At 49.0% G+C, this 25,397-nt stretch carries 26 protein-coding genes and 1 pseudogene; 10 read left to right on the forward strand and 17 right to left on the reverse strand.

Going from position 1 to position 25,397, the window contains the following annotated elements; translation table 11 throughout:
• Positions 1–21: 21 nt before the first annotated feature.
• From JI735_RS32030 to uxuA, 7 genes are all read right to left on the reverse strand, one after another.
• Complete coding sequence (locus tag JI735_RS32030; RefSeq protein ID WP_039833321.1) at positions 22–834, reverse strand: fructoselysine 6-kinase; 813 nt, start codon at positions 832–834, stop codon at positions 22–24.
• A 15-nt stretch (positions 835–849) separates the two neighbouring features.
• A complete protein-coding gene (locus JI735_RS32035) occupies positions 850–1,818 on the reverse strand; it encodes an SIS domain-containing protein (protein ID WP_039833320.1) in 969 nt (322 codons plus the stop codon).
• 596 nt (positions 1,819–2,414) lie between these two features.
• On the reverse strand, positions 2,415–3,785 hold the full coding sequence (locus JI735_RS32040; protein ID WP_039833319.1) for a sensor histidine kinase: 1,371 nt from the start codon (positions 3,783–3,785) through the stop codon (positions 2,415–2,417).
• The gene (locus tag JI735_RS32045) at positions 3,782–4,456 is read right to left on the reverse strand and encodes a response regulator transcription factor (protein WP_039833318.1); all 675 of its coding nucleotides are present in this window, start codon (positions 4,454–4,456) and stop codon (positions 3,782–3,784) included. The genes JI735_RS32040 and JI735_RS32045 overlap by 4 nt, the downstream gene beginning before the upstream one ends.
• A 176-nt stretch (positions 4,457–4,632) precedes the next feature.
• On the reverse strand, positions 4,633–6,048 hold the full coding sequence (gene uxaC, locus JI735_RS32050; protein ID WP_039833317.1) for a glucuronate isomerase: 1,416 nt from the start codon (positions 6,046–6,048) through the stop codon (positions 4,633–4,635).
• A 40-nt stretch (positions 6,049–6,088) separates the two neighbouring features.
• Entirely contained in the window at positions 6,089–7,699 is a 1,611-nt protein-coding gene (locus tag JI735_RS32055; protein WP_039833316.1) for a mannitol dehydrogenase family protein, read from the reverse strand.
• Entirely contained in the window at positions 7,700–8,776 is a 1,077-nt protein-coding gene (uxuA, locus tag JI735_RS32060) for a mannonate dehydratase (RefSeq protein WP_202676806.1), read from the reverse strand.
• Positions 8,777–8,997: 221 nt separating this feature from the next.
• Here uxuA and JI735_RS36580 point away from each other — a divergent pair, with 221 nt between their 5' ends.
• The 3 genes from JI735_RS36580 to JI735_RS32070 all read left to right on the forward strand — a co-directional run bounded on the left by JI735_RS36580 (position 8,998) and on the right by JI735_RS32070 (position 10,262).
• A complete protein-coding gene (locus tag JI735_RS36580; RefSeq protein ID WP_233476149.1) occupies positions 8,998–9,261 on the forward strand; it encodes a GntR family transcriptional regulator in 264 nt (87 codons plus the stop codon).
• Complete coding sequence (locus JI735_RS36585) at positions 9,243–9,647, forward strand: FCD domain-containing protein (RefSeq protein WP_233476150.1); 405 nt, start codon at positions 9,243–9,245, stop codon at positions 9,645–9,647. Before JI735_RS36580 ends, JI735_RS36585 begins: the two co-directional genes overlap by 19 nt.
• A gap of 306 nt (positions 9,648–9,953) precedes the next feature.
• Positions 9,954–10,262, forward strand: a complete 309-nt coding sequence (locus tag JI735_RS32070; RefSeq protein WP_020427317.1) for a hypothetical protein — start codon at positions 9,954–9,956, stop codon at positions 10,260–10,262.
• On the opposite strand, the gene JI735_RS32075 is transcribed toward JI735_RS32070, so the two are convergent.
• A complete protein-coding gene (locus JI735_RS32075) occupies positions 10,249–10,422 on the reverse strand; it encodes a hypothetical protein (protein ID WP_167330776.1) in 174 nt (57 codons plus the stop codon). The genes JI735_RS32070 and JI735_RS32075 overlap by 14 nt on opposite strands.
• A 12-nt stretch (positions 10,423–10,434) precedes the next feature.
• A complete protein-coding gene (locus JI735_RS32080; protein ID WP_039833306.1) occupies positions 10,435–10,800 on the reverse strand; it encodes a hypothetical protein in 366 nt (121 codons plus the stop codon).
• Between the two features lie 209 nt (positions 10,801–11,009).
• On the opposite strand from JI735_RS32080, the gene JI735_RS32085 reads away from it, so the two are divergent.
• A complete protein-coding gene (locus JI735_RS32085; protein ID WP_039833305.1) occupies positions 11,010–11,237 on the forward strand; it encodes a hypothetical protein in 228 nt (75 codons plus the stop codon).
• A gap of 171 nt (positions 11,238–11,408) precedes the next feature.
• On the opposite strand, the gene JI735_RS32090 is transcribed toward JI735_RS32085, so the two are convergent.
• From JI735_RS32090 to JI735_RS32110, 5 genes are all read right to left on the reverse strand, one after another.
• A complete protein-coding gene (locus JI735_RS32090; protein WP_202676807.1) occupies positions 11,409–11,822 on the reverse strand; it encodes a hypothetical protein in 414 nt (137 codons plus the stop codon).
• A gap of 52 nt (positions 11,823–11,874) precedes the next feature.
• Positions 11,875–12,705, reverse strand: a complete 831-nt coding sequence (locus JI735_RS32095) for a sugar phosphate isomerase/epimerase family protein (RefSeq protein ID WP_039833303.1) — start codon at positions 12,703–12,705, stop codon at positions 11,875–11,877.
• A gap of 55 nt (positions 12,706–12,760) precedes the next feature.
• Entirely contained in the window at positions 12,761–14,080 is a 1,320-nt protein-coding gene (locus JI735_RS32100) for an anaerobic C4-dicarboxylate transporter family protein (RefSeq protein ID WP_039833302.1), read from the reverse strand.
• 78 nt (positions 14,081–14,158) lie between these two features.
• Positions 14,159–15,025, reverse strand: a complete 867-nt coding sequence (locus JI735_RS32105) for a fructoselysine 6-kinase (protein ID WP_039833301.1) — start codon at positions 15,023–15,025, stop codon at positions 14,159–14,161.
• 39 nt (positions 15,026–15,064) lie between these two features.
• A complete protein-coding gene (locus tag JI735_RS32110; RefSeq protein WP_039833300.1) occupies positions 15,065–16,039 on the reverse strand; it encodes an SIS domain-containing protein in 975 nt (324 codons plus the stop codon).
• Between the two features lie 369 nt (positions 16,040–16,408).
• Here JI735_RS32110 and JI735_RS32115 point away from each other — a divergent pair, with 369 nt between their 5' ends.
• Positions 16,409–17,119 carry a GntR family transcriptional regulator gene (locus tag JI735_RS32115; RefSeq protein ID WP_020427327.1) on the forward strand — a complete coding sequence of 237 codons (711 nt, stop codon included), beginning with the start codon at positions 16,409–16,411 and terminating at the stop codon, positions 17,117–17,119.
• Between the two features lie 331 nt (positions 17,120–17,450).
• On the opposite strand, the gene JI735_RS32120 is transcribed toward JI735_RS32115, so the two are convergent.
• A complete protein-coding gene (locus tag JI735_RS32120) occupies positions 17,451–18,530 on the reverse strand; it encodes an LCP family protein (protein ID WP_051051531.1) in 1,080 nt (359 codons plus the stop codon).
• Positions 18,531–18,733: 203 nt separating this feature from the next.
• Between JI735_RS32120 and JI735_RS32125 the strand changes: the two genes are divergently transcribed.
• From JI735_RS32125 to JI735_RS36590, 3 genes and pseudogenes are all read left to right on the forward strand, one after another.
• A complete protein-coding gene (locus JI735_RS32125; protein ID WP_202676808.1) occupies positions 18,734–19,702 on the forward strand; it encodes a bile acid:sodium symporter family protein in 969 nt (322 codons plus the stop codon).
• Positions 19,703–20,178: 476 nt separating this feature from the next.
• Positions 20,179–21,800, forward strand: a pseudogene (locus JI735_RS32130) (spore germination protein).
• A gap of 88 nt (positions 21,801–21,888) precedes the next feature.
• A complete protein-coding gene (locus JI735_RS36590; protein WP_233476151.1) occupies positions 21,889–22,326 on the forward strand; it encodes a Ger(x)C family spore germination protein in 438 nt (145 codons plus the stop codon).
• 7 nt (positions 22,327–22,333) lie between these two features.
• On the opposite strand, the gene JI735_RS36595 is transcribed toward JI735_RS36590, so the two are convergent.
• The gene (locus JI735_RS36595) at positions 22,334–22,591 is read right to left on the reverse strand and encodes a hypothetical protein (RefSeq protein ID WP_233476551.1); all 258 of its coding nucleotides are present in this window, start codon (positions 22,589–22,591) and stop codon (positions 22,334–22,336) included.
• On the opposite strand from JI735_RS36595, the gene JI735_RS36600 reads away from it, so the two are divergent.
• Both JI735_RS36600 and JI735_RS32140 read left to right on the forward strand, forming a co-directional pair.
• Complete coding sequence (locus JI735_RS36600; protein ID WP_233476539.1) at positions 22,551–23,036, forward strand: Ger(x)C family spore germination C-terminal domain-containing protein; 486 nt, start codon at positions 22,551–22,553, stop codon at positions 23,034–23,036. The genes JI735_RS36595 and JI735_RS36600 overlap by 41 nt on opposite strands.
• Positions 23,037–23,143: 107 nt before the next feature.
• Entirely contained in the window at positions 23,144–24,175 is a 1,032-nt protein-coding gene (locus JI735_RS32140) for a GerAB/ArcD/ProY family transporter (RefSeq protein WP_233476540.1), read from the forward strand.
• Between the two features lie 159 nt (positions 24,176–24,334).
• Here the strand turns inward: JI735_RS32140 and JI735_RS32145 are convergent, their stop codons facing one another.
• Positions 24,335–25,351: a LacI family DNA-binding transcriptional regulator gene (locus JI735_RS32145; RefSeq protein WP_202676809.1), complete on the reverse strand. Its 1,017-nt coding sequence runs from the start codon at positions 25,349–25,351 to the stop codon at positions 24,335–24,337.
• Between the last annotated feature and the right edge of the window lie 46 nt (positions 25,352–25,397).

A 25,397-nucleotide genomic window follows, 5' to 3' on the forward strand; every position in this document is an offset into this window, starting at 1 on the left:
AGAGATAGAACGTTGCCGTTGTCAGTAACGGGCCCCGAATCCAAAGGAACCTTCTACCATACAGCTTTTGGCGGCTAATCTGCAGCCTTCCTGCATGGCCGCTTGAATATTCCCATCCTTGATCATACTCATTAAAAAGGCTGTAATATAAGAATCGCCTGCTCCCATGGTATCCACGGCTTCAATAAGCTCCGGGGCCTGGTAATAAAAAGCGGTTCCATCATAGGCAATGGAGCTGTCTCCGCCGCGGGTTGCAACCAGAATCTGGCCGTCTCTTCTGCGTTTGGCTTGAATATAATTCCGCGTTTCTTCGTCGGTCATATGGCTGCAGGAAAAGAACGCAAAATCCGCATTCCCGATATACCGTTCTACTTGCTCATCCTCAAAGTCATCCGAGAAATCAAAGGAGAGGGGAATCCCCAGTTCATTCAGCTCCGCAAGCAGATGTCCAGTGTGGCTATAAAGCCCTGTATGAATAATGTCAAAGCCCCGGATATATTCTCTGTCGGCTTCGCTCAGCATAATCGGATTCAGTCTGGTGACTCCGCCTTCGTTGCTGCCCAGAAATATCCGTTCCCCATTCTCCAGGGTAACACGTGCGCATCCGTTCTCGCCGCTGTGGTGTCTGCAATGTGAGATATCGATCTCTAGCTGCTGCAGCGTATTTTCCACAAGCCGTGCTTCGTCATCATCGCCGAAAACACCGAGGAACGCCGCGTCTGCACCTTCTCCTTTGGCGAAAACACTGAAGTTAAGCGCATTGCCGCCGGGATACATCGTACGCTGATGAACATACTTGTCGACCACATTATCGCCAATCCCTAAGACTTTCATGGTTGTTCCTCCCGATTAGTAGGCTACTTTCCCCATATAACGGCGGGTTTCCAGCGGATGATTTCTGACTTCGGCAAGAGCCTCGCGATAGACACAAATAATACTGTAGAACAACACCGGATTGAAAAATTCCACGACTTCATCGGCAATCGTACCAATTCCAAGCTCTTTGGCGTCAATCACTTCGACTTTCTCCGCATACTGGTTCAGGAATGTCTGGGCCCGTTCATCCAGCGCGCGGGTACGGCCTTCATTCATCATCAGGATGAATGGTGTTTCTTTATCCGTCACTTCAAAAGGACCATGGAAGTACTCACCAGAGTGAATAGCGGCAGCATTCAGCCATTGCATTTCCATCAGCGAGCAGATCGCAAAGCCATAAGCATGTCCGTACGAAGCTCCGCTCGTCAAGATATAATAAAGCTCTTCATTGCGGTACTTGTCGGCAAACACACGGGCACGCGGGGCAACCTGCTTCTTACCCTGGTTGATAATGCCGTTGATGCTTTCCAGGCCTTTTTGAAAAGCTTCAACATGCGCATACCCTTCAACCACATGCAGCAATTGAACGGCAAGGTCCAGAATGATAGCCATCGGATTGTTTTTGACATTGCTGTCATCTCCCCATTCATACAGGAAGGAATAATCGGAGTAATTCAGCAGCGCGGCTTCCTTGTTGTGGGTCAGACCAATGGTGTGGGCCCCATGCTCTTTGGCTGTTTGCGCCGCAGCTACCGATTCCGGCGTATTTCCGCCATGGGAACAAACGATGACTACCGATTGTGCGCCCAGACGTTTAGGCAAGGCATGAACGAACTCATTCGCCGTATAAAGTCCTGCTACCAGTTTCTTTGCTTCACTGTCAAGAAAATACTTGGAAGGATACATATCGACGAGTGATCCCCCGCAAGCTACAAAATATACCTCTGAAATTCCTTCAGCCACTTTTTCACGGATACTCTGAACAACCTGATTTACGTTCATTTGATTCTCTCCTTTTGTATAACGTTATATAACGTATTGTTTACGAGATAAATATAACCGCTTTCAAAGAAGCTGTCAAGACTTTGTTCAATAATTTATAACGAAGGGGATTCGCTCTTGTCCGTAATCAAACGGAAACGGTGAGTTTTTGGCAAAATAACGTCTTCTCAGTCCGCCTCGGGCAGCAAATGAACCCCGTTGTTACCGTATCCTCGCTCTGTTTTTTTTATAAAAAAAACGGCCACACTGTCCTCACTGGACGGCGCAGCCGTATATAAAATTAGGTTACTGGGTATCAAATCCATTTTTGGGTTCAACCGGTCAGCCGGTCAGCCGGTTCAGCCGGTCAGCCCAAGTGGAAAAATGGAGCTTAAATTCTCACCCTCCCAAGCTCCGCAAGCATTAGGTGGAAAAAGGATAACTAATCTGACCGATTCGGACGCTTACAGGCGATTTCGGCTATATTAAGTGTACTTTTTCCCACTATTTCCTCTAAAGTAAGGTTTTTCATCATTTTAGGTGTACTAATTCCACCTCACTGTGCTGCTCAGCTTCGGACAGACGCTCCATAACATGCAAGCCCATCCGAATGATACCTAATTATCCGCCTTATCCGCGGGCGTAGGGGTTGGCAAAATAACAATGACGGTTGTTCCCCGGCCAGGCTCACTCTCCACCCGGATTTCTCCCTGATGAAGCGATATGATCTGTTTCACAATGGCAAGTCCCATACCGCTGCCGCCGTATTTGCGGCTGTGCGAGCGGTCCGCCTTAAAAAACCGTTCAAAGATACGCTTTTGGTCCTCATGAGAGATCCCTATGCCTGTGTCGGAAATCCTGACGGTCACGTTTTTGAGCTCTTGTCTGATGCTGACGTTAATCACGCCGCCATCCTTGGAAAATTTGATGCTGTTGCCGATAAGGTTCGTCCATACCTGATTTAATTGATCCTGATCCGCCATTAGCCGGACGGGCTCCAAATGGAGCTCGAAACGGATGTTCCGGTCCGACCATTGCGGCTGGACTGCGACGATGACCCGTCTAATCTGTTCATCAAGGCTGAACGTGCTGAGCCGCAGCTGCAGTGACTGCGATTCAAGCAAGCTTAGCTTGAGCAGGCCATCGCTCATCTTGGACATCCGCTCAGCCTCAGCGATGATAATATCGAGATAACGGCTTCGCTCATGTTCTGCAAGATTTACTTGCTTGAGCGCTTTAGCATATCCGGATATCGAGGTAAGCGGCGACTGGACTTCGTGAGACACATTCGATACAAAGTCCCTGCGCATCTGCTCAAGCTCCTGCAGGTCATGCATCATGTCTTCAAAGCTGCGGGCCAGAGTGCCCAGCTCGCCCTTTTGCTTAATATCCAGCTTGACGCTGAAATCTCCGGTGGCAATCTGCCTGGTCGCTTTTGTCAGCTTTTTGATCGGTCTGACCAGGAACACGGCAGCAACCAGAATAATTAGACTGCCTGCGATCAAAGAATAGGCCACAAAGTTCAAAAGCCACTTGATGAAAAAAATAGCGGAAGGGGGAGCAACCGTGTTCACAAACAGCGCTTTTTTTCCCGTTTCTGTTTTCAACGGCAACCCTAAGAAGCTCTTTTCCACACCAGTAACTTGAACAACTTCTCCATCCAGTACCGCCTTAACTTGATCCATAGGGACTGCGGAAATACGGCTTCCGTTAAGCGTACCGTAAGACTGGAACTGCCCTGTTTCTTCATAAACCCGAATATAATAATTGAGCTGCTTCATTCCACTTAGGTAAGTTTCCACATCCCGCAATGGGAATGACTCGTAAATCCGGACGATATCTTGGCCGTAATAAAATAAGTTGGTTTTTAAGTTTTCGTCAAACTGATCGTAATATACCCAGGTTGCTACCAATAGGGCAATGATCGTGCCCCCGATTACGGAGCCCAGATAGGTCAGGACGACACGTGTGTATAAGGATCTGATCATTCGTGAGCCTCAAGCCGGTAGCCAAGCCCGCGCACCGTTTCGATACGAAAATCAGGCGTATCCGCGAACCGTTCGCGCAGCCTTTTAATATGCACATCTATCGTCCGGTCATCACCGGCATAATCAATCCCCCAAATCTGGTCGATCAGCTGCCCGCGCGTATAGACTTGTCCGGGTGTCCCAGCCAGCTTATACAGCAGTTCGAACTCCTTCAGCGGCAGCGTAAGCGACTCCGTTCCCCTCATCACCTTATAGGTCTGCCGGTCAAGAATGACATTGCCGAATTGAATCTTCTGTGCGGAGCCAATCCGGTATCTTTTCAATAATGCCCGGACCCGCGCCGTCAATTCGAGCGGATCGAAGGGCTTTGTCAAATAATCATCCGTCCCAAGCTCGAATCCCTTCACTTTCTCCCAGGTTTCGCCTCTCGCCGTCAGCATAAGCAGCGGAAGATCAGGATTAATCCGTCTGAGCTCCTTGCATAACGTCCATCCATCCATAACCGGCATCATGATATCCAGCACGACAAGATCGGCTTGCGTCGAGGCATATACGCTCAGCGCTTCCTCTCCGTCCGCAGCTTCGGCTGTCTGGAATCCGTCATTGCGGAGAAACAAACTTACGAGCTCGCTAATGTTCGCATCATCGTCAGCAACCAATATAGTAGGCATTCGTTCCCTCTTTCCTTGTTGTCCATCCTAATCATTATACAAAAAAATAACCTATAATGTTCCCTTCGCCTCACTCCGCCGTTCACCCGGCAACACCCGAACCAGCAGAAGAACAGCAAAAGCCCTCAAAGCCGCTTGGTCAGCGGTCTTGAAGGCTTTTACAATATTCATTCAACTCATCCCCGCGATAGAGGAAACTCAAAATACCGCTCAGCGTTATGATAGCAAATGTCCTGAACGATGCTTCCCAGAAAAGCCAAATCCCTCGGCGCATCGCCGCTGGCAACCCAGCCGCCGATCAGATTGCATAGAATCCGCCGGAAATATTCATGCCGGGTATAGGACAGGAAGGAACGGGAATCTGTAAGCATCCCTACAAAACAGCTGAGCAGGCCCAGATTCGACAAAGACGTTAATTGCTTGATCATCCCGTCCTTCTGGTCGTTGTACCACCAGCCGGAGCCGAACTGGATTTTGCCCTTGATGCCGCCGCCCTGAAAAGAACCCGCCATCGCAGCCAGCACATCATTCTGCACCGCATTCAGATTATACAGGATCGTCCTCGGAAGCTCTCCGGTCCGCTCCAGCCCGTCGAGCAGCTTGTATAAGCTGTCCGCATAGCTGTTATCCCCGATGGTATCAAAGCCGGTATCCGGACCCAGCTCGCGGAACATCCGTGAATTCGGATTGCGGATCGCTCCGATATGAAGCTGCATGGCCCAACCGTGGGCAGCATATTTGCGCCCCATGGCCAGAAGCAACGCTGTCTGGTACTGGTCGGATTCCAGACGGCTCAGGATTCTCCCGCTCAGGCGTTTGCTGAAAATGTCTTCCAGCACAGAAGGCGCTGCCTCCGCATAGGGAAAATGCGAGAACCCGTGGTCGGAGACTTTGCAGCCGTGCTTGTCAAAATATTCAATCCGCTCCAGCAGGGCGCGTTCCATCAGCGCATAGGACGTGATGGCATAACCGGCAGCTTGTTCCAGACTGCGGACATAATCCGGGAAAGACTCCGCTTCAATCTGCATTGCTTTATCCGGTCTGAACGTTGGAGTAACTCCGGTTTGGAACCCCGGTTGCCCGGCGATTTGTCCATGGTAGCGGAGATCATCGGCGGGATCATCCGTGGTACAGATCCATTTCACATTGGACCGGGTAATCAGCCCTTGCGCTGTGAAGCCGTCCTGGGCAATCAGCGAATTGCAGTGATCATAAATCCGCCGCCAATTCTGCGGGCTGAGCTGCTCCTCTACGCCAAAATAGGCTTTCAGCTCCAGCGCGGACCAATGGTACAGCGGGTTGCCGACCGTATAGGGCAGCACCTCGCTCCACTTGGCGAACTTCTCTTCATCCGGAGCATTGCCGGTAATATATTTCTCTTCGACGCCGAACGTTCTCAGCGCCCGCCATTTATAGTGGTCTCCGCCCAGCCACACCTCGGTGATGCTGCCAAAGCGCTTGTTCTCGGCAATCGCCCCCGGGTCAAGGTGGCAATGATAATCGATAATGGGCAAAGCTTCGGCATACTCATGGTAGAGCACCCGCGCTTCTTCCGTCTGCAGCAGAAAATCCTCATGAATAAAAGCCTTCATCGCTATACTCCCTTCCCTACTTCTGATACTGCTTCAGGTACTACTTCAAATACTTCTCCAAGGTTCTCCGCACGGCTCCCGGTCCTGCCAGCATTTCCAGGAACATCCCCTCAATCTTGCTTCCGAGGCCAATCTCATACAGCGGAACGCCAAAAAGCTGCTCATCTTCAAGAATCGGGCGCACACTGGCGTTCCGGTCGCCGAGGGCAACCCCTTGCAGATGTCCCTGCAGCGTTTCCAGCAGCGGGTCAGGACTCAGCGTGAAGGCTTCTCCTTCATCATTCACGCCAAGCAGATAGCGGCACCAGACCGCAATGGCCAGCGGGATCGCCGTCAGCTGCGCCGGATCAAGCTCCTCCCGGCGGATATACGATTTAATCGTTTCTCCGAACCGGATGCCCACCTTCTGTGAGGTGTCGGTGGCGATCCGCTGCGGCGTATCCGGAATGAACGGATTGGCGAAGCGCTCCGTCAGCACTTCATCCAGAAACTGCTTCGGACTGAGGATGCCGGGGTCCACTACAACAGGCAGACCTTCCTTATACCCGATAATCTCCACGAATCTCCGCAGAGTATCGTCCTTCATTTCATCCGCAATCAGGGTATAGCCGAGCAGACAGCCGGATACGGCAAGCGCCGTATGCAGCGGGTTGAGGCATGTCGTAACCTTCATCGTCTCCACATTGTTGACCGTATCCCGGTCGGTGAAGATAATGCCCGCTTCCTCAAGCAGAGGCCGGCCGTTCGTGAACTTGTCTTCGATGACCAGGTATTCACTGATTTCCGCGTTAACGAAGGGTGCGGTATAGGTATTTTTGGAGGTAATGATCACATCCATACCGCCAATCCCCTGCTCCAGCAGTGCCGCCTGGACCGTTTCCGAAGGGCGCGGCGTGATTTTGTCGATCATCGACAGCGGGAAGGCAATCAGCTGCTCATTCTCCAGATAGGCTACGAAACCTTCTTCAACCAGACCTCTGGCCGTCCATTCCTTGGCAATCGTCACGACGCCCTTCTTCAGCTTGTCGCCGTTATGGGAACAGTTATCCATGCTGACGAAGGTCATCGGGAAGGCGCCTTTCAGATAACGCTTGTATGCAAGAGAAGCGACGATGCTCATGGCATGAACCGGCTGCTCCGGTCCGCCTTCGATATCCTTTTCCACAATGCCAAGGTACTTCCCGTTAGGCCCCGTCAGCGAATATCCCTTCTCCGTAATAGTGAAGCTCGCCATTTGCAGACTGGGGTTCTCGAACACTTCCGTCAGGCGGCGGTCATCTGCTTCACGGCTTTTGTCCGCAGTAATTCCCTCGACGATGCTGTTTACGATTCTTTTCTGAAAATCGCCGCGTGCATTCATCAACACCAGCAGGGTCAGATTATCATACGGCTTGTAGACCTTGTCGATCATCTCGAAATCAAAGGTTTCCGCCGCGATGATGCCTGTAGCCCCTTTGCCGCTGTCCAGCAGCTTCTGATGGGCATTGGCTACGAATCCCCGAAAAATATTGCCCGCCCCGAAATGAATCCATTCCGGCTTCTGCTGTGTATTCTTCGCCACCTGCTCATAATCGAACTGCGGCAGTTCTACTCCCGCTGCGGTCCAGGCTGCTTGTTCCCGTTGGATACTGCTTCTGGTCAAGCGCAGCATTTATTTCGCCCCCTTGACATTGTCCAGGCTGTCCCAGACGCCAAGCAAATACATGATGCCGAGCGCCCGGTCATAGAGTCCGTAGCCCGGACGGCAGTTTTTCTCTTCGCCCCAGAGGTGGCGTCCATGGTCAGGCCGTACATAACCGGTATACCCGTTCTCATGATATGCCTTCACAACCTCTGCCACATCGACACTGCCGTCACGTCCGCGGTGCGAGACCTCAATGAAATCCCCGTTCTCAAACACCTTCACATTGCGGATATGGGCAAAATAAATACGGTCATGGAACTCGCGGATCATGGCCGGCAGATCGTTCTCCGGATTGGAACCCAGTGACCCCGTGCAAAAAGTAAGGCCATTGTACGGGCTGTCTACGGCGTCAAGCATACGGCGGATCGTATCGCGGCTGCGGATAATGCGCGGCAGGCCAAAGATCGGCCAGGCCGGATCGTCAGGATGAATGGCCATCTTGATGTCCACTTCCTCGCAGACCGGAATAATACGCTCCAGGAAATATTTGAGGTTCTCGAACAGCTTTTCTTCAGTCACATCGGCATAGGCTGCGAACAGCTCATCCAGCTTCGCAAGGCGCTCCGGCTCCCAGCCCGGCATGGTGAACTGCCCCGCTCCCTTCAAGATCCGGTCCACCATCTCACGCGGATTATCGGTAATGGCAGCCTTTTCATAAAAGAGGGCATTTGAACCGTCCGGCAGTTCTTTGTACAGTTCGGTACGCGTCCAGTCGAACACCGGCATGAAATTGTAGCAGATAACCTTCACGCCAACCTTCGCCAGTTTACGGATGGTGTCGATATAAATATCGATATATTTATCACGGGTCGGCAGGCCGATTTTGATATCATCATGAACGTTGACGCTCTCCACCACTGCTGTGCTGAAGCCCTTGCTGGTGATTTGATCCGCCACTTCCTGGATCCGTTCCATTTCCCACACTTCACCGGCTACCTTCTCATGCAAAGACCAGACAATACCCATAACCCCCGGAATCTGCCGGATATGGTCAAGCGTAATATTGTCATTGCCTTCACCATACCATCTCCACGTCATGTTCATCGATAAACCCTCCTATGATTGTCATCCTCATAATCAATCTTGTATACAAGATTTTCTTGATCATAGAATAAGAATCCCCCGATGTCAATACAATAAAATAAACAGTTTTCATGAGCATGTCCGCTACACCAGCCTCATTATTTTGATAAATATTTTTATTACCGCCAAAGATCATGTATACTAGTCATATCTGTCAATATCTACGGAAAGCAGGAAGAGAAATGTCGATCAAAGCTGAAATTATGAATACACTGAAGCATGAAATCCTTACCTTGTCCTTGAAGCCAGGCACCATTCTGAGCGAAACCGCCCTGTCTGAACGCTTTCAGATTTCGCGGACGCCGCTGCGTGATGTGCTGAAACAGCTGGCTCTGGAATCCTATACCGATATCTATCCGAAAAAGGGAATATCGTCTCCTATATTGATCTTGAATCCGTTGAACAAATTACATATCTGCGCAGCACATTGGAAAAAGAGATCCTGAAGGATCTCTCTTCACAGCTTTTGCTCACCGGGGTGCACGAGCTTAAGGACATTCTGGAACGGCAGAAGGAAGCCATCGGGCACAATGATATCGATTCCTTTCTCAATCAGGATGACGCGTTTCACCGGGCCTTGTACCGGCTTGCCGGACGGGAATTTCTGTGGAATCTGATTCAGCAGTCCAATGTGCATTACCTCCGGTACCGCAGGCTGCACATGCTGAAAACAGAGAAGCTCGCGGGAATCTGGAAGGAGCATCAATCCCTGCTGGAGCTGATGGTGCATAAGGAAACCGCAAAGATCGGCCCGCTGATCCACCACCATCTCCGGGAAGATATCCATTCGCTGGATTTTCAGGAGAATTTCTCGGAGTATCTGAAGAAATAAGCATTCTGCTTTTTAAAATAATGCACCGCCAAGCGCATAGAAAAAAGCTTTCTGCTTGAGAAAGCTTTGAAATATTGCGTGATAAAACGCATTGTAATATACTGCAAAATTATGGTAAATTTAGGATGAATAAGATTTCACATTTGTAACCAATAAGCTACTAATTAGCTGTACCAAATCTCTCGCAATAATAGTAAAGTATATGCTGATAAGGAAATTATACCCTTAAGATGCGAGCGTATATCGGTATAATGTACAAGTCAATATTTTACAGTTAAATACTTATGCTAGGAGGGATTTCAACTTATGATTATCTATGAAGACGAGCTGGCTCCCCATACTTTCCTTTTACTGCAACAGCTGCTTCCTGTTCATGTACAGCGGCATATCGTAGATGTTCTTGAATCGAATTCAACCTCTCATTTTTACTGTAAAGTTGAGCATCATGCACCCAATGTAAATGTTTTTCTGATTGAACATAACCCCGGGGAGTCATATACAACATGCCATTGCTATGCCTATGACCAGATCGGAGAAGATTATCTGTACAACAACATGGCTGTAGAACATGTTCAAGCCGTTGCTGAGTTTATTTCACGGCTTAATCTCCTTTAGCAGCTTCTATTTCTTTCTTGATGCGTTCGTATTCTTCTTCAATCGCTTTGGAGAGCAGTTCGGTTGCCGTCATATTCAGCTTTTTAGCGGCTTCAGCCAATTCTTTTTTTATGTAGGCCGGTACATCATAATGAAACTTCACCTTATTCCCGTACGCCAATGCAAGTTCCTCCTATCCCATGACTTCTTGATATTTCTTTTCAATAATCCGGATCAGCAGCTGGGTGGCCGACACATCTTGTAAAGCTGCCGCTTCGATCAACTTCTCCTTAATCTCGGGCTGAAATTCATAAGGCAACTTCAATTTAGGTTCAACCATCCGGCCATCTAGTGTTTTTTCAGCATCTATGGCAAGCTCCAGCAAAGTTTGAAACGAAGATTCACTAGTGGCCTCTCTTCCGTACTTTGGCAACACACGCACCAGATATTGCTTTAGGGCTTTTTGATTCTCTTCCGTTATTTCGATACTCAAACTTTCCCCCACAAGCTTAAGCTCACAATCAACGCTGTAGCCGAACAAGTTAATCGAGTATTTCATATTCAGCCTCCTTTTGTTATCTTTTGCTATTATATAGCGATTCGTTACGTTGCACAATATTTATTCCATGTTTTGAGCTGTTTTCTGCCTTTTTTGATTATAATGCACATAAGTTCAACAGAATGGTGAAAAATGTATTTTGTATATAGCGTTACGCAACGTTATATAATATAATATAGGCATAAACCTATTGAAAGGATGAGCAAATTATGGATCTGCAATCACTTGTACAGTTAGTCGGCAACGTTGGATTTCCAATTGCCTTGTCCATCATTCTTCTCCAAACGATTCTGGTTACATTCAACCGGCAAGTGGAAGGGCTAGAGAAGCGGTTATCCCAGCTTGAGAAAACAATGAATATGCTGGTCAAAACATTCCATCAGTCTGCCTTACGTGTCCCCCCACAAGGACAAAATAAGGAGGAGAGCAAACACTGACTATATTTATTAATCATTCATGTCAACATTGAAAAAATCAACCCTTCTTAAGACGCGCTTGCCGCTGGATAATCAAAAAAACAGGACCGCGGATCGAAAGTCTTTCCTTTCAACCCGCAGTCCTGTATACATTACTCATGCAAAATGAAGATAGGCCTCCCCTTGAATACTTTACAGCTTCAAGATTTTACGCGCTCTTTCCTTAACACCGGCCAGCTCGGATTCAGACATTTCGCAATAGCTGCTGTTGTCTTCCGTGGTATTGGCATGCTGTACATACGCAAGCTTGGTGTCTTTTTGGACAATGGTATAGAACCAGGTGTTCTTCGGAACATTGTAGACCTTGCCGATTTCCATCTCGATCAGATCAATATCGAACTGGTCCTTCTTCCGGTCCGCCACCAGGAGTATGGCTTTTCCGTTGATCAGAATGAACTGTTCGTCGGTCTCCAGGTGGACCTCCAGACGGTGGATTCCGTCAATGTCGTTATCCGGTTTCCAGTTCTTGATGCACACGAGCCATTCGTCGTTTTTATAAACGCATTGGATGCCTATGCCGTCATATGCATAAATGTCAGCTTTCATCGCAAATCCCTCTTCCTCAGCTATTGCTGCAGATAATATTAACTTCGTCCATTTATCCCAGGTGCTTCTGGAACCAGGCCAGCGAATCGCGCATTGCTTTCTCCGGGTCCAGCACATATCTCCGGTCCAGCAGCTCAAGGCCTAAATACCCCTTATACCCGCTGTCATTCAGCGCCTGCAGTGCTTCTTCCAGCGGCAGCCTGCCTTCGCCGGGCACCAGATGTCCTCCGGGGTTGCCGTCTACAAAGTGCACGTACCCCAGGTTACCGCCGAGTTCTCTGATAAAGTCGTGAATCGTATCTTTTCCTGTAACCGCCATGACATCCGTATCCGCCAGCCCCTTCAGATTCGGACTCCCTACCTCTTTAATCATTCGTGAGATATGCTCGGCGCTGTTAAATACATGGGTAGAATATGAGGTGAACGCTTCCACAGGTAAAATGATGCCTTCTTTTTCTGCGGTTTTGCAGATCTCGCCAAGCGATTCCCTGCACCATTTCCACATTTCCGACTCATCTTCATCCAGATAGGCAAGTCCTGTAGTCACCAGCATCTGGTCACACTCCATAAGAGCGGCCACTTCAATATGCCGGCAGAAAAATTCCACGCTTTTCTTACGGTACACCGGGTCCGGATGACTGATACTGATCGGGTAGACACTCTGTTCGGGGGTAAGGCAAATGACTTTGAGCCCCCGGTCTTTTATTTTGCGCTTCAGGTGCTGAACATCCTGCGGGGTGTAATAATCCAGGTGGAAATGAGGACCCGACGCCCACAGCTCAATATTTTCGAATCCGAGCCGGGCGGCCGAATCCAGAAAATAATCCAGTGAATAGCGTTTGTAATGAAAGTTAGCAGCGGCAACTTGATTAAGCTGTATCATAATAATCTTCTTCCTCCCTTGTTATCCTTCATATCATCCATACTTCTACGCACACCTAGATAAGAGCGTTTCCAATTAAAGTGGCGGTGACTACAGATACGACTATGTTGATCATCCCTGGCAGCATGAAGCTGTGATTCAGCACGAACCTGCCGATTCTGGTGGTTCCCGCCGTATCAAAGGAGATGGCTGCAAGGCACTGGGCGGATACCGGCAAAAAGAAGTTGGCGTTAACAGCCATCCACGCGCCAACGATGATGTACGCCGGCAGATCAAGGCCAATGGCAATCGGGATCATAATTAATGTCGTAGCGCCTTGACTGGTCGTTAAAGCGGCAACGATAAACATGATTACAGCAAGCATCCAGGGCTGGCTGTTAACAACCGCAGCCACATGCTCTTGGATAAACTCCGTTTGTCCGCCGATAAAGGTGTTGCTCATCCAGGCCAATCCGAAAGCGCAAACCATGGCCAGCGCCCCGGCCCGGAAGATGGTGCCGTTAAGAATCGTTTCAATCGCCGGACGGCAGATGATAATAATCAGCGAAGCACAGACCAGCATAATAATTTCGATGGTATGCGCCATGGTTAACACAGTCGTTACGCCGTCTACGGTCCAGGATGGGCGCAGATCGGGGAACAGCCCCAGAATGACAATGGACAGAACCGCGAGCAGGAACAGCACTACTGAAGCTTTTGCCCCCTTCGGCGTCGCCTTTTTCTCCGGTTGCTCTTCCGGTGCGCTCTCAACCAAACCTTCAGCAAGTCTGCGCAGATACTCCGGATCTTCCGCCAGCTCCTTCCCTTTGCGCAGTGTAAGCAAAGCACTTACAATGACTCCCAGCAGGGTAGCCGGAATGGCGATGGACAAAATCGTACCAAGACCTACACCAAGCGGAGCCATCAGTCCAAGCATGGCAGCGGTCGCCGCCGACACCGGCGAACAGGTGATAGCCTGCTGGGATGCAATGATGCTGTTCGATATCGGCCGCTCCGGACGGATTCCGCTGTCAATGGCCAGCTTATTGATAATGGGCAGCAGACTGTAAACAACATGCCCTGTTCCCGACAGGAAAGTGAACAACCAGCAAATAACGGGAGCGACAATGGTGATATTCTTCGGTGATTTGTGCAGCAGTTTTTCCGCGACGTGAACAAGAAAGTTCAACCCGCTCGAAGACTGGAGTGCCGAGGCGGCCAGCACAACCCCCAGAATAATGAGCATAACATCGACGGGAGGGGATGCAGGCTGAACATGAAAGATAAATACGAAGATCGCAACGCCGACACCGCCGAGCAAGCCCATAAATACGTCGCCGACCCGGGCGCCAAAGAAAATGAGCAAAAAGATGATTAAGAGTTCTAACCAAAACATAAAAAAGTCCCCTTTTTTGTTTGTACTGAACACGCTTACAAATTGAAGGTAAAAGGAGGGGAGCCTCCCCATTGGCTGTTATACCAATGGGGTGCCGAAGCCGAATGCACCGTTGACCCGGCATATCTCCGCTGCAAACTCCGCTCCCTTGCTCATGCTGCTCTTGATCTTGCCAAGCATTTCGCTCTCCTGGCCAAATTCGATCCTGCCGTCCGAATTCCGGATCAGCTCCACGAGAAATGCAGTGATATAAGAATCTCCCGCTCCCATCGTATCCACCGCTTCGGTCGAAACTGCCGGATGGTAGATCCATTGATCGCCGAAAAGGGCATACGACCCGTTCTCCCCTACTGTTCCGACCACAATTTTAGATCCGAACCGCTGCGCCTTCCGCATTTCCCTCTCCCGTTCTTCTGCAGTCAAATGGCTGCATGATAGAAAGGAAATGTCCACATTCGGGCATACCTGCTCCAGATAGCCGTCATTCCAGCGGACCGAAAAGTCATACGAAATAGGGACGCCGCTCTCACGAAGTACGGTCAGGTCCTGTTCTATATAGCTGTTCAAGCTGGTGTGGATCACAGCAAATTGTTTGATGTAGTCCAGATCGCTTTTGGTGAATTGCCATGCATGTTCCTTGGCGATTCCGCCCTTGTTCGATCCCAGGAATACGCGGTCGCCGTCTTCCAGGGTGACACGCGCATAGCCGTTCCCCCCTTCATACTCGCGGCAGCAGCTGCGGTCAATCTTCAGCTCGTCAATCACCTGCCGGATATACCCGGCGACTTCATCGCTGCCGAATTTGCCCAGATACGCAGACTCCATGCCGCACATGGTAGCGTATACACTGAAGTTCAAGGCATTTCCACCAGGGTACATAATGCCCTGGTGGACGTACTTATCCACTACATTGTCGCCAATTCCGATTACCTTATACTGTTTCATAAGAATATCCCCTCTGAAGACTGCTGAAATAAGCAGAGATTAATATTCAACCTTCCACATGTATCTGCGGGTGGTAAGCGGATGTTCTCTTTCCACAGCCAAAGCTTGATTGTAAACAGGATACACGTTGTTAAACAAGGAGTGATTGAAGTAGTCGACGACCGAGCTGTCGATGGTAGACAAACCGAGATCCTTCGCGTCCAGCACTTCCACCCGCTTGGCGTACCGGTTAAGGAAGCTCAGCGCTCTCTCGTCAAGCGCCCGGGTACTGCCTTCCGATACCTGAATGACGAACGGAATTTCGGCGTCCGTAATTTCAAACGGTCCATGGAAGTATTCTCCGGAATGGATGCTCGCAGAGTTGATCCACTGCATTTCCATAAAGATACAGATGCTTTCCATGTAAGCTGCGCCATAACCCGCTCCGCTGGCCATGGTATAGATCACGGAATCGTCTTTGTGGTTCCGGGCAAATGTCAGGGCGCGGTTCGCCACATGCTTGCAGGCCTGCTTCACAATCCGGTCAATTCTCGATACACCGTCCAGGAATTTGTCGTAATTCCCGTACCCTTCCGTCTGTTTCAGAATTTCCACCGCAGTCATCAGCGCTTGAATCGTCTTCTCTCCGGCGATATCTTTATTTTCCCCAAAGGTATACTTGACCACGTAATCCGCATATTCCGTGATAGGAGAATCTTCAATCCAGGTAAGCGCAATAACCGGTACCCCTGCTTTTTTGCCCAGTTCTGCGGCTTTTACTGTTTCCGGCGTATTGCCTTTGTGGGAAGCTACAACCAGCACCGAATTTTCTCCGAACGCATTAGGCGTGTTGTGCACGAACTCATTGCTGTTGTAGAGGCCTACTTTAATATCCTTGGCTTCTTTTTCAAGAAACGTCTTGGCCGGATAAAATGCTCCGTAAGAACCTCCGCAAGCTGCATAGTAGACCTGCTTGATGCCGCCAGCCTCTTTTTTATCCGCTGTAATTTGCTCGATAATTTGTTTCATATCCATTCTGTCTCTCCCCTTGTATGATACATTTATTGGAATTCCATTCCGCGCCGGCTTTTGTATGGGAATGTCTTAAACAGAGATTAACACATTATAATACATGAATCAAGAGAAGGCTTTCATTTTTTAAAAATTTCTTGTTCAAGCCCTATTCCGGAACAGTTGCGACAATATTTGGAAGGTAAAGGGATGTAAACTGTTAACAAATAGTACATATTGTTATACTATAGAGATATGTATGTAGTACATTTCAATACATTTCACTTGGCGGATGTCAGATGTCAGACGATCCTGATCCCCAGTTAGGCCTTACCATATCCGGCCATAGTGCAAATTTTATAACCGATTTTCGAACCTGGAGGTATAAAACGAATGCTAGACCACTCCGAATCATCGCCGCTGTACAAGCAGCTGCAAGAAAAGATCTTAGACTCCATCCATGACGGTACACTGAAGCCGGGGGATAAACTCCCTACAGAGCTGGAATTAAGCGAAACGAATCAGGTAAGCCGCGTAACGGTCCGGGCTGCCCTGGATGCACTTACCTCTGAAGGCTACCTGGTGCGGATTCCGGGTAAAGGCACATTCATAACGAAAGACAAAATTCAAAAAAATGTTGCCGAGACGATCGGGTTCAGCGATACATGCAGGCTGCAGAACAAAACGCCCGGCGCCAAAGTCATCAAATGCGTCATTGAAGAAGCCACCGCAGCGGATCAGGAGCATCTGGGGCTGAACCCCGGAGACAAAGTGATTAATATTGAACGTATCCGCTATGCCGACAACGTCCCTATCTCGGTGGAGTATTCGCGTTTTCCCTCTTCCTATTCTTTTTTGCTGCAGGAGGATTTGAACGACAAGTCGCTGTATGAAATTTTGCGGAGCAAGTACAAGGTTACCTTCGGGCATTCCAGAAAATATATTGTCATGGAATATGCCTCCTTTGATGTGGCCGCCTATTTGAATATAGAGGAAGGTTATCCGCTGCTCAGCATCCGAAGCACGGTGTCCAGTCCGGACGGACAAAAAATCCACCGCTCCAAGCAGCTCATATTAGGGGATAAGTTCGAGTTGATTGTGTAATCCTGCATAACAAGCTGAAACGGGTACCGTCCTTATTAGGAGCCTATGCTTCCTAAGCAGCGATACAGAGTATCGCTTTCAGGTACCCGTTTCAGCGGGAAATAGAAGGATAGTTTATAGCGTGAAGCATAGAAATTCTTATCTTTGCACAAAATCACCCTTTCCAGGATCTCCACACTTTTTTTACATTGCATCATTTCCTAAGCAACAAAGAAAGTCTGCCGCCACCGCAAAAATAAACGCCCTTCCAATCAATGGTTAGGCGTTTATTATTGTGATGTATTGTAACCGTATAGTATAGATGAACGGACCCTATGTAAGTTAACCCTGCCTACTCGGCAATTCCAAAATCATGGAGCAATTTCCGGGTATCCAATGCGGGCAGGGCCAGCGGTTCGCGCAGCTTCGGCAGCTTGACCAGCAAATCCTCCTTGTTCGCATAGACATAAGGACTCTTCCAGCCCGATTCCAGGGTAATCAGCTCACTTGCCGCAGGCTTCATCGACGGATAATTCAGAATCCAGTCCCGCAGCTGATCCTTGCCGATATCCGTGCGGATATTGTCACCCAGAATATCGATGATATTCCCCCACCTGGCGATTCCGCTTACCGAATCCAGCTTATCCAGGATGAGGTTCAACACCTCCTGCTGCCGTTCGTTGCGCGAGATATCGGAGGACTCGGCGGTCCCGCGGTTGGATTTACGGTAGCGGACGAAATCCAGCACTTTCTTGCCGTTTAAGTGCTGCCGCCCTTTTGTCAAGTTAATGTTCGTGCCGTCCGCATTATCCACATACCGCATATCCATCGGCACATCGATATCCAGCCCGCCAAGCTCATCCACAATACTGCTGAACGCCTCGAAGTTGACCAGAATCATGTGATCGATATCCATCTGCAGAATATCGCCGTAGAACTCTCTGGTCTTGCTTAAATCCTCACCCTTGTTATGCGCGTAATAATAAGCGTAGTAGTAATTAGCTTTATGTGTCCCCATCTCACTGCTTGCGATCTTCATATCCCGGGGGATGGACAGGATGGACAGCTTCCTGCTCACAGGCTCATAGACCACCGGCATCAGCACATCCGTGTTCAGCGTTCCACCGCTGCCGCTTCTGTTGTCGACTCCGGCGAGCAGGAAGGTCAGCGGTTTGCTCTCCTCTTCTGCATCCACAGCCGCAGCGGCTGCAGAAGCTGTAGGTACGGGTGACGCCGGTCCGGCTGTCTCACCCGGGGCAGAGCCTGCCGCCGAAATCCGGTCAAGCGCCCGTTCCGCCTTGTAATAGAGCGTTCCGGCATAGACTGCGCCGGCGATCAGGCAAGTGCCGAGCACGGCCGACAGGGTGAGCAGTGTTTTTCGGGTACGGACTTTTCCGCGTTGGGCTTTCCTTCTCTTGCTTCGTTCCTCCATTCCTTTCCTCCTGCTTCATCTCATGAATGTTATAAGTTGTAAATGATTATAACATAGGCTTATCTTGATGCTCAAAAGTGGAGGAAACCGCAGCTGGTCATTCAAATGAATCAGCAGAGCCTGAGGCTAGAGATGTTTCCGGCATCCGCCAGACTGCAAAAGGTGTATAATAAGTAGAACTTCTAGAAAAAGGATGTCCTGACATGCTTCTTGCTGTGAACCGTACACTCAACCGGATGATGCCGCTGATCACTCCATTAAGCGTCTTGACCGGCGTGCTCTGCGGAAGTGCACTGTCCTCTTATACCTATCTGTCTCCCTGGCTGTTTGCGTTTATGACGTTTGCCGGAAGCATCAGCCTGGGATTTAAGGATTTTGTGAATGTACTCAAAAAGCCGTTGCCCCTGTTTGCCTGTCTGTTCATTCTGCACATTGCCATGCCGCTGGTTGCCTTAGGTATCGGGAATGTGCTGTATCACGCGGATGAATTCACGATTACGGGCCTTGTGCTGGCCGCAGTCATTCCAACGGGGGTAAGCAGCTTCATCTGGGTCAGCATTTACAAAGGCAATACCGCCCTCACCTTGTCCATCATTCTGATCGACACGCTGCTGGCTCCCTTTGTCGTCCCGGGCGTATTATCGCTGCTGATCGGAACCAGTGTGGAGCTGGACACGGGCGCCATGATGAGCAGTCTGTTCTGGATGATTGTCGTCCCTTCCCTGCTCGGCATGGTGCTTAACGAATGGACCAAAGGTGCGGTTGCTCCCGTCTGGAGTCCCAGACTGAACCCGTTCTCCAAGCTTTTCATGGCTGCAGTGATTATGATCAACGGCTCTGTCATTTCCCCGTATTTAGCTGGCATCAGCCTGCATCTGGTTGGCCTGGCCTTTGTCATTGTGCTCTTGGCTTCCACAGGCTATGCCCTGTGCTTCCTCACGGCGAGGGTATTACGCTGGAATGAAGCGGATGAAGTCGCCCTTATCTTCAATGGAGGCATGCGCAATATCAGCGCCGGCGCTGTCCTGGCGGTATCCTATTTCCCCGCTCCGGTGGCCGTTCCCGTCGTACTTGGCATGGTGTTCCAGCAGCTGCTGGCTTCACTTGCAGGCTTTCTGCTCAGCCACCGCGCCAAGGTCAGACACACTGCGGAGCAGACTACGGCGGCGTGAGTTTGGCTACTGATCAGCCGCACACCGACCAACATCAGTAGCAAGTGGAAAAAGGGAACTTATTTCTCCTCGAAACTCAACAATTGAGAGATTTAAGTGGAAAAAGGGAACTTAATTGGGCAATATTACCCCATCAGGAGCAAAGTGAGCTGAATTAGTTATCCTTTTTCCACTTAGCCTGCGGGGCGCATGGTGCTCAAGCGAATTAGTGATCCTTTTTCCACCTAACCATCTATCGAAGCCCTAGCAGACACTGATCAGCGGCTTCCATTTCCCGCCAATCATCTGCAACGTGACAAGCACTCCTTTTAACCCCGCTCTGTAACCTCCATATCAATATCTCCTTTAATCTACCTTAGCAACTGCCGGTTCCGCCCATAGTATTTCTTTCAGCTCAGCGGATCATTTGGAGATAGCCCGCAATGTATACAATTGGGAATGGCGGCAAATAGTATACACAGGAGAGGGGGCTAATCATGCTAAAACACTGGATCAAAAATGTGTTGAAACCAGCGAAAGGTTCCAATCAGGATGCGGAAAAATCCAAACATCAGGCCTTGAACGAACCTATAAATGCATCCTTAGCCAGTACCCTGCGCACGCTTAAAAAGAAACTGGGCCAAAGCCCTGACTTTACCATCCGGGACTTTTCCGATCATTCTGAACATGCCGGGCTTCTTGCCGTTTGTTATATTGATGGGCTGGTTGACTCAGGTCTGTTATCCGATCTTATTGAAAGCTTAGTTAAAGAAATAGCCCCTGCCCCCTCGAACCGGTTAGAAGAACATCTTGTTGCTTCTTTGATAAAACAAACACTGCCTCTAGGAAATATTGAAATGATTGATTCGCAAAATCAGATCTATCAAGCTGTCCTTGCAGGCAAAGCCGTCATTGTAATAGATGGTTTGCAATCTGCCCTGACCGTCTCCATTGCCGGCGGGGTCAGACGGGCCGTGGAGGAACCCACTTCGCAAGGTGTGGTCCGGGGGCCGAAAGAGGGTTTTACAGAGGATGTCGCAACCAATCTTACTCTGATCAGAAGGAAGCTGCGGACACCTGATCTTAAGTTCGACAGCCATATCATCGGACAATACTCACAAACCGTTGTCATCGTAACCTACATAGAAGGAATTGCCGATTCCGGTGTGGTTCAGGAGATCACTAAGCGGCTTCAGGCCATTGATACAGACAGTATCCTTGAAAGCGGCTATATCGAAGAATTCATCCAGGATGCGCCGCTTACCCCCTTCCTACCATGTTAAATTCAGAACGCCCGGACACCGTCGCCGGCAGCCTTCTGGATGGACAAGTAGCCGTATTGGTGGATGGGACCCCTTTCGCCTTAATCGCCCCGGTAACTTTTTATAATTTTTTCCAGACCGCCGAGGACTATTACCAGCGCTACGATATTTCATCTTTTTTGCGTGTGATCCGTCTGATATCGTTCCTGGTATCCTTGCTGCTTCCTTCCTTGTTCATTGCCTTGACAACGTTCCATCAGGAAATGATTCCCACCATCCTGTTAGTCACTCTGGCTGCCCAACGGGAAGGGGTTCCTTTTCCGGCTCTGCTCGAAGCCTTGCTGATGGAATTAACCTTTGAGGTGATTCGTGAAGCAGGGGTCCGGATGCCCCGTGCGATTGGTCCAGCCATATCCATCGTAGGAGCCCTGGTTATTGGCCAAGCAGCGGTGGAAGCAGGCCTGGTCTCGGGTGCAATGGTAATCGTTGTCTCCTTTACGGCTATATCCAACTTTGTCATTCCATATTTCAGTATGGCCACTGCCGTACGCTTATTGCGTTTTGTTCTCATGCTGCTGGCGGGAACCCTCGGTTTATTCGGAATTATGGCAGGGATTGTTCCTATTCTGGCTCATCTGCTCTCTCTAAAATCGTTCGGCGTTGACTATCTAATGCCATACAGCCCAATGTATAAGTCCAACATGAAAGACCTGCTTATCCGGGTACCTTGGTGGGCAATGAAAACAAGACCCAATATAAAATCCGGATCTAACAAAAGAAGACAGGCTCCTCAACAATATCCTACCGGTTCGAATAACATTATCCACCGCGCAGGCAAGCCTGATCCCAAAGCTTAAAGGAGAGATCTATGTGCACCGACGCCGGGTTGTTACTGTTTTGCTTGTTGCAGCTCTAATGCTTGCAGGGTGCGGAAACCGAGTTGAAATGAACGAATTAGGAATTACAACGGCAACCGGGTTTGATGGGCAGCAAGGGGACTGGACCCTCACTTACCAGGTCATCTTTCCACCGGCCATGGCTTCCGGCGCAGGCGGATCATCCGGCGGAGGCGGATCCCAAGCTGCTGTGCATACCTTCTCGGCACATGGAAAAACCATCAGAGGGGCTTTAGCGGAAAGCAACCGGGAAAATCCGCGTAAGCTGTATTTTGCACATACTAATGTTCTTATCATTGGCAAACAAGCAGCAGAAAACGGAATTGAAGAAATTCTGGACACTTATTACCGTAATCCTGACGCACGGGAAACTGTTAAGGTCTTGGTAGCCAATGGCGAAGCCAGAGATTTTTTGAATAAGCTGATCCCCCGGAGAAGCTTCCCGGCAGAGCGTTATCCGATATCCTGCAAAAAAATAAGCAGTTAAGTTCGTTTTATCCTTCGGCATCCGTACATGAACTGGCGCTCGGCATCAGTTCCGACAGCGGCGCAGCTGGAGTTCCAGAAGTATCTATCACAGGCACTGACAGCTCCAATTTGGAATCAGCAAGTGTATACCAACAGACCTCGACCAGCAGTAAATTAAAAATTTCCGGGTTAAGCGTCTTCCAGAAGGCAAAAATGGTTGGAACACTGGAGCAAAACGAGAGTATGGGAATCTCCTGGCTGACCAACCGTATACGTTTGACCATATTAAGTTATAAAAGTAAGGATGATACCGATGTGTCCGCATTTCTGGTCCGCAACGCGAAGGTTAAAGTTACACCAGTAAAAAAAGCCCTGCATTATACATTAAAAGTCAAGGCTAAAGTGGTTGTAGGTGAGTTTTTGGAGACCACTACACATGAAGATCTATTAAAAACGCAAGATGTTAAGAAGCTGGAGCAGCAGGCAGAGCAGATCATCCGCACGCAAATCCTGGACGGCTGGAAAGCTGTACAGCACCTAAAAATAGACCTTGTGGGAATCGGCAATAAAATCCACCGCAAATCCCCCAAGGATTGGAAAAGATTAAAAGAAAGCTGGCCCGATGAAATAGCAAACATGGACCTGGACGTCGATGTAAAAGTGAACCTGAAACGGCCCGGTTTATTTCAGAGTTCATTCAGCCGGCTGCTCGAATCCGAAGATGATTAAGGATTACTCACACAAACAGGAGATGAAATAATGAGCCAACGGAATACAATCCGGGTATCAGAACTGGCCATAGCTATTTCATTATTCGAGGTAGGCAGTACAACCTTATTTTTTATAGGGGGGAAGCTAAGCAGGACGCCTGGTTAGCCATGCTGACAGGGGCGTTGGCCGGTCTGTTCATGCTCCTAATACACTTGAGTATTCATCACCAGGAGCCCCATTTAGATCTGTTCCTATTGTTCCGCCGTTATATGGGGAAATATGTGGGGACATTCGTGAACCTTTTGTTTGCGGGCTACTTCGCCTATGAAGCCTCACGGAATTTACGCGATTTTGGCGAAATCACGGTAATGACTTTGTTAAACCGGACATCGCTATGGATTATCATGCTGATCGTCATCCTGGTTATTTCCAATTCAGTCCGTTATGGACATAGAGTATTGTTTCTGATGTGTGTCATTTTTTTCCCCATTATGTTAGCTAGTTATGTCCTGATCAGTATTCTGATTCCTGTCACCGGCATCTTCCACTTCGAATTCATGCTTCCGGTTTTGGAAGCCGGGTGGAAGCCCGTTCTTAATGCGGCTTTACCGGAGATTATCTCTTTTCCGTTCGGACAGGTTGTATTATTTCTTGTGTTTTTCCCCTATGCCCGCACCGAAAAAAAACTCAACAAAACTGTGATTACCAGTTATGTCCTTACAGCACTCTCACTAACATTTATTAATCAATTGAACATTTTTGTCCTGGGTCCAAAGATTGCGCTATACAGCACTCTGCCACTTCTGGAAACCGTCCAATTGATTGACTTGGCGGAAGTGTTTGAGCGGATGGACGCTCTATTCACCATGCTGCTTTTTCTTGGATTGGGTGTTAAAATGGGAGCTTTTTTTAATGGTGCCGTAATCGGACTCGAAAAAATAACCGGTGTTGCTTATAAAAAATGGGTGGTGCCTGTAGCCATTCTAATTTACGGAATGGCCTTCCTATCTCCAAATTATACCCATCATATCGTAACAGGCCGGCAAGTTGTATTAAATTACCTTTTCCCTGTTTTCCAGATTGTTCTTCCCTTGCTGCTGTTTATATTGATCCTTATCAGAAAGCGGAAAAAGCGGAGCAAACCGTCCAGCTCATGAGAATACCTGAGGATTAGCGGTGGGTAGAGAAGATCCCATGTCTTCTTCACTGGTTAATACTTCTTGGCTCAAAAGTCATCATCCAAACGAACGCGCACCGGTGAATACCGGCACGCGCAGGAGGTGCTGCTTAATATGCAGGTGGAGCAGCATTATGCATTACACCAGCATCTTGCAGGAGCCGCGTTTCAGCAGCACCGCATCATACACAATATGCTGATTGCCTGAGCGTTCGGAAATGAGGTCAAACAGGACGCCTACGCTGGATAGGGCCATTTCTGTACCCGGCTGGCTGATGGTATCGAGGGATGGATGATAATATTCAGCCATCTCGATCCCGTCAAAGCCAAGAATGGAGATGTCATCCGGGATAGACAGCCCTGCGGTAAGCACGGCTTTGGCCGCGCCAATGGCAATCGTATCGGAGGCAGCAAAAATAGCCGTAAGTCCCTTATTCTTGTTGAGCAGTCTCCGCGCGGCATTGAATCCCGAGCTGGGACTGTATTCACAATCCTCAACCAGCCCGGCATCGTAGGGCAGACCATGCTCTTCCAGTGCTTTTTTGTAGCCCAAAAACCGCCGGTTGCCTGTGGTTTCATCCATTAAAGGAGACTTGGCCAGAAAACCGATATTCTTATGCCCGAGGGAGATCAAATAATTGGTGGCCTTATAGGCTTCCTTCAATTCATTGATGATGACACTGGAGAAGATGGCGGGGTCCACCTCCTGTGTTGAAGTAATTGTCGTCAGCACAAAAGGAACCGTCAGCTGCTTGAACTTCTCTTCGGAATGATTATAGGTCCCGCCCATAAAAATAATCCCGCAAAGATTTTTCTCCTTGACCAGCTGAATCGCCGCATTGATTTCATCCGTACCATCCTCTACCTGCTGGATCAGAAACGGGTAACCCCGCAGATTGACCTGCCGCTCAATTTCTTTGATCATGTTGGAGAAAAAAGGATTGGTAATTCCCTTGACCATGAGTGCAATGTTCTTGGACTGCGTAGTTTTCAAATTCCGGGCGTTGGAATTGGGAATATAATTGTATTCCTTAACCACACTCAGAACTTTTTCCCGTGTAGCTTTGCTCACCAGTCCCTTGTTGTTGATCACCCTGGAAACCGTGGAGATGCCGACACCTGAAATCCGCGCGATATCCTTGATATTTACGTCCACAATACTCCTCCATTTATGGGTAAAGGAGCTATATCGGACTATAGCT

The sequence above is a fragment of the Paenibacillus sonchi genome (assembly GCF_016772475.1).
In the GTDB taxonomy this organism is placed as follows: Bacteria; Bacillota; Bacilli; order Paenibacillales; family Paenibacillaceae; genus Paenibacillus_AQ; species Paenibacillus_AQ sonchi.

Coding starts and splice junctions, on each gene's coding strand:
- JI735_RS32030 (WP_039833321.1), bottom strand. CDS start 834: ATGAAAGTCTTAGGGATTGGCGATAATGTGGTCGACAAGTATGTTCAT.
- JI735_RS32035 (WP_039833320.1), bottom strand. CDS start 1,818: ATGAACGTAAATCAGGTTGTTCAGAGTATCCGTGAAAAAGTGGCTGAA.
- JI735_RS32040 (WP_039833319.1), bottom strand. CDS start 3,785: ATGATCAGATCCTTATACACACGTGTCGTCCTGACCTATCTGGGCTCC.
- JI735_RS32045 (WP_039833318.1), bottom strand. CDS start 4,456: ATGCCTACTATATTGGTTGCTGACGATGATGCGAACATTAGCGAGCTC.
- uxaC (WP_039833317.1), bottom strand. CDS start 6,048: ATGAAGGCTTTTATTCATGAGGATTTTCTGCTGCAGACGGAAGAAGCG.
- JI735_RS32055 (WP_039833316.1), bottom strand. CDS start 7,699: ATGCTGCGCTTGACCAGAAGCAGTATCCAACGGGAACAAGCAGCCTGG.
- uxuA (WP_202676806.1), bottom strand. CDS start 8,776: ATGAACATGACGTGGAGATGGTATGGTGAAGGCAATGACAATATTACG.
- JI735_RS36580 (WP_233476149.1), top strand. CDS start 8,998: ATGTCGATCAAAGCTGAAATTATGAATACACTGAAGCATGAAATCCTT.
- JI735_RS32070 (WP_020427317.1), top strand. CDS start 9,954: ATGATTATCTATGAAGACGAGCTGGCTCCCCATACTTTCCTTTTACTG.
- JI735_RS32080 (WP_039833306.1), bottom strand. CDS start 10,800: ATGAAATACTCGATTAACTTGTTCGGCTACAGCGTTGATTGTGAGCTT.
- JI735_RS32085 (WP_039833305.1), top strand. CDS start 11,010: ATGGATCTGCAATCACTTGTACAGTTAGTCGGCAACGTTGGATTTCCA.
- JI735_RS32090 (WP_202676807.1), bottom strand. CDS start 11,822: ATGAAAGCTGACATTTATGCATATGACGGCATAGGCATCCAATGCGTT.
- JI735_RS32095 (WP_039833303.1), bottom strand. CDS start 12,705: ATGATACAGCTTAATCAAGTTGCCGCTGCTAACTTTCATTACAAACGC.
- JI735_RS32100 (WP_039833302.1), bottom strand. CDS start 14,080: ATGTTTTGGTTAGAACTCTTAATCATCTTTTTGCTCATTTTCTTTGGC.
- JI735_RS32105 (WP_039833301.1), bottom strand. CDS start 15,025: ATGAAACAGTATAAGGTAATCGGAATTGGCGACAATGTAGTGGATAAG.
- JI735_RS32110 (WP_039833300.1), bottom strand. CDS start 16,039: ATGGATATGAAACAAATTATCGAGCAAATTACAGCGGATAAAAAAGAG.
- JI735_RS32115 (WP_020427327.1), top strand. CDS start 16,409: ATGCTAGACCACTCCGAATCATCGCCGCTGTACAAGCAGCTGCAAGAA.
- JI735_RS32120 (WP_051051531.1), bottom strand. CDS start 18,530: ATGGAGGAACGAAGCAAGAGAAGGAAAGCCCAACGCGGAAAAGTCCGT.
- JI735_RS32125 (WP_202676808.1), top strand. CDS start 18,734: ATGCTTCTTGCTGTGAACCGTACACTCAACCGGATGATGCCGCTGATC.
- JI735_RS36590 (WP_233476151.1), top strand. CDS start 21,889: ATGAACGAATTAGGAATTACAACGGCAACCGGGTTTGATGGGCAGCAA.
- JI735_RS36600 (WP_233476539.1), top strand. CDS start 22,551: ATGGGAATCTCCTGGCTGACCAACCGTATACGTTTGACCATATTAAGT.
- JI735_RS36595 (WP_233476551.1), bottom strand. CDS start 22,591: ATGGTCAAACGTATACGGTTGGTCAGCCAGGAGATTCCCATACTCTCG.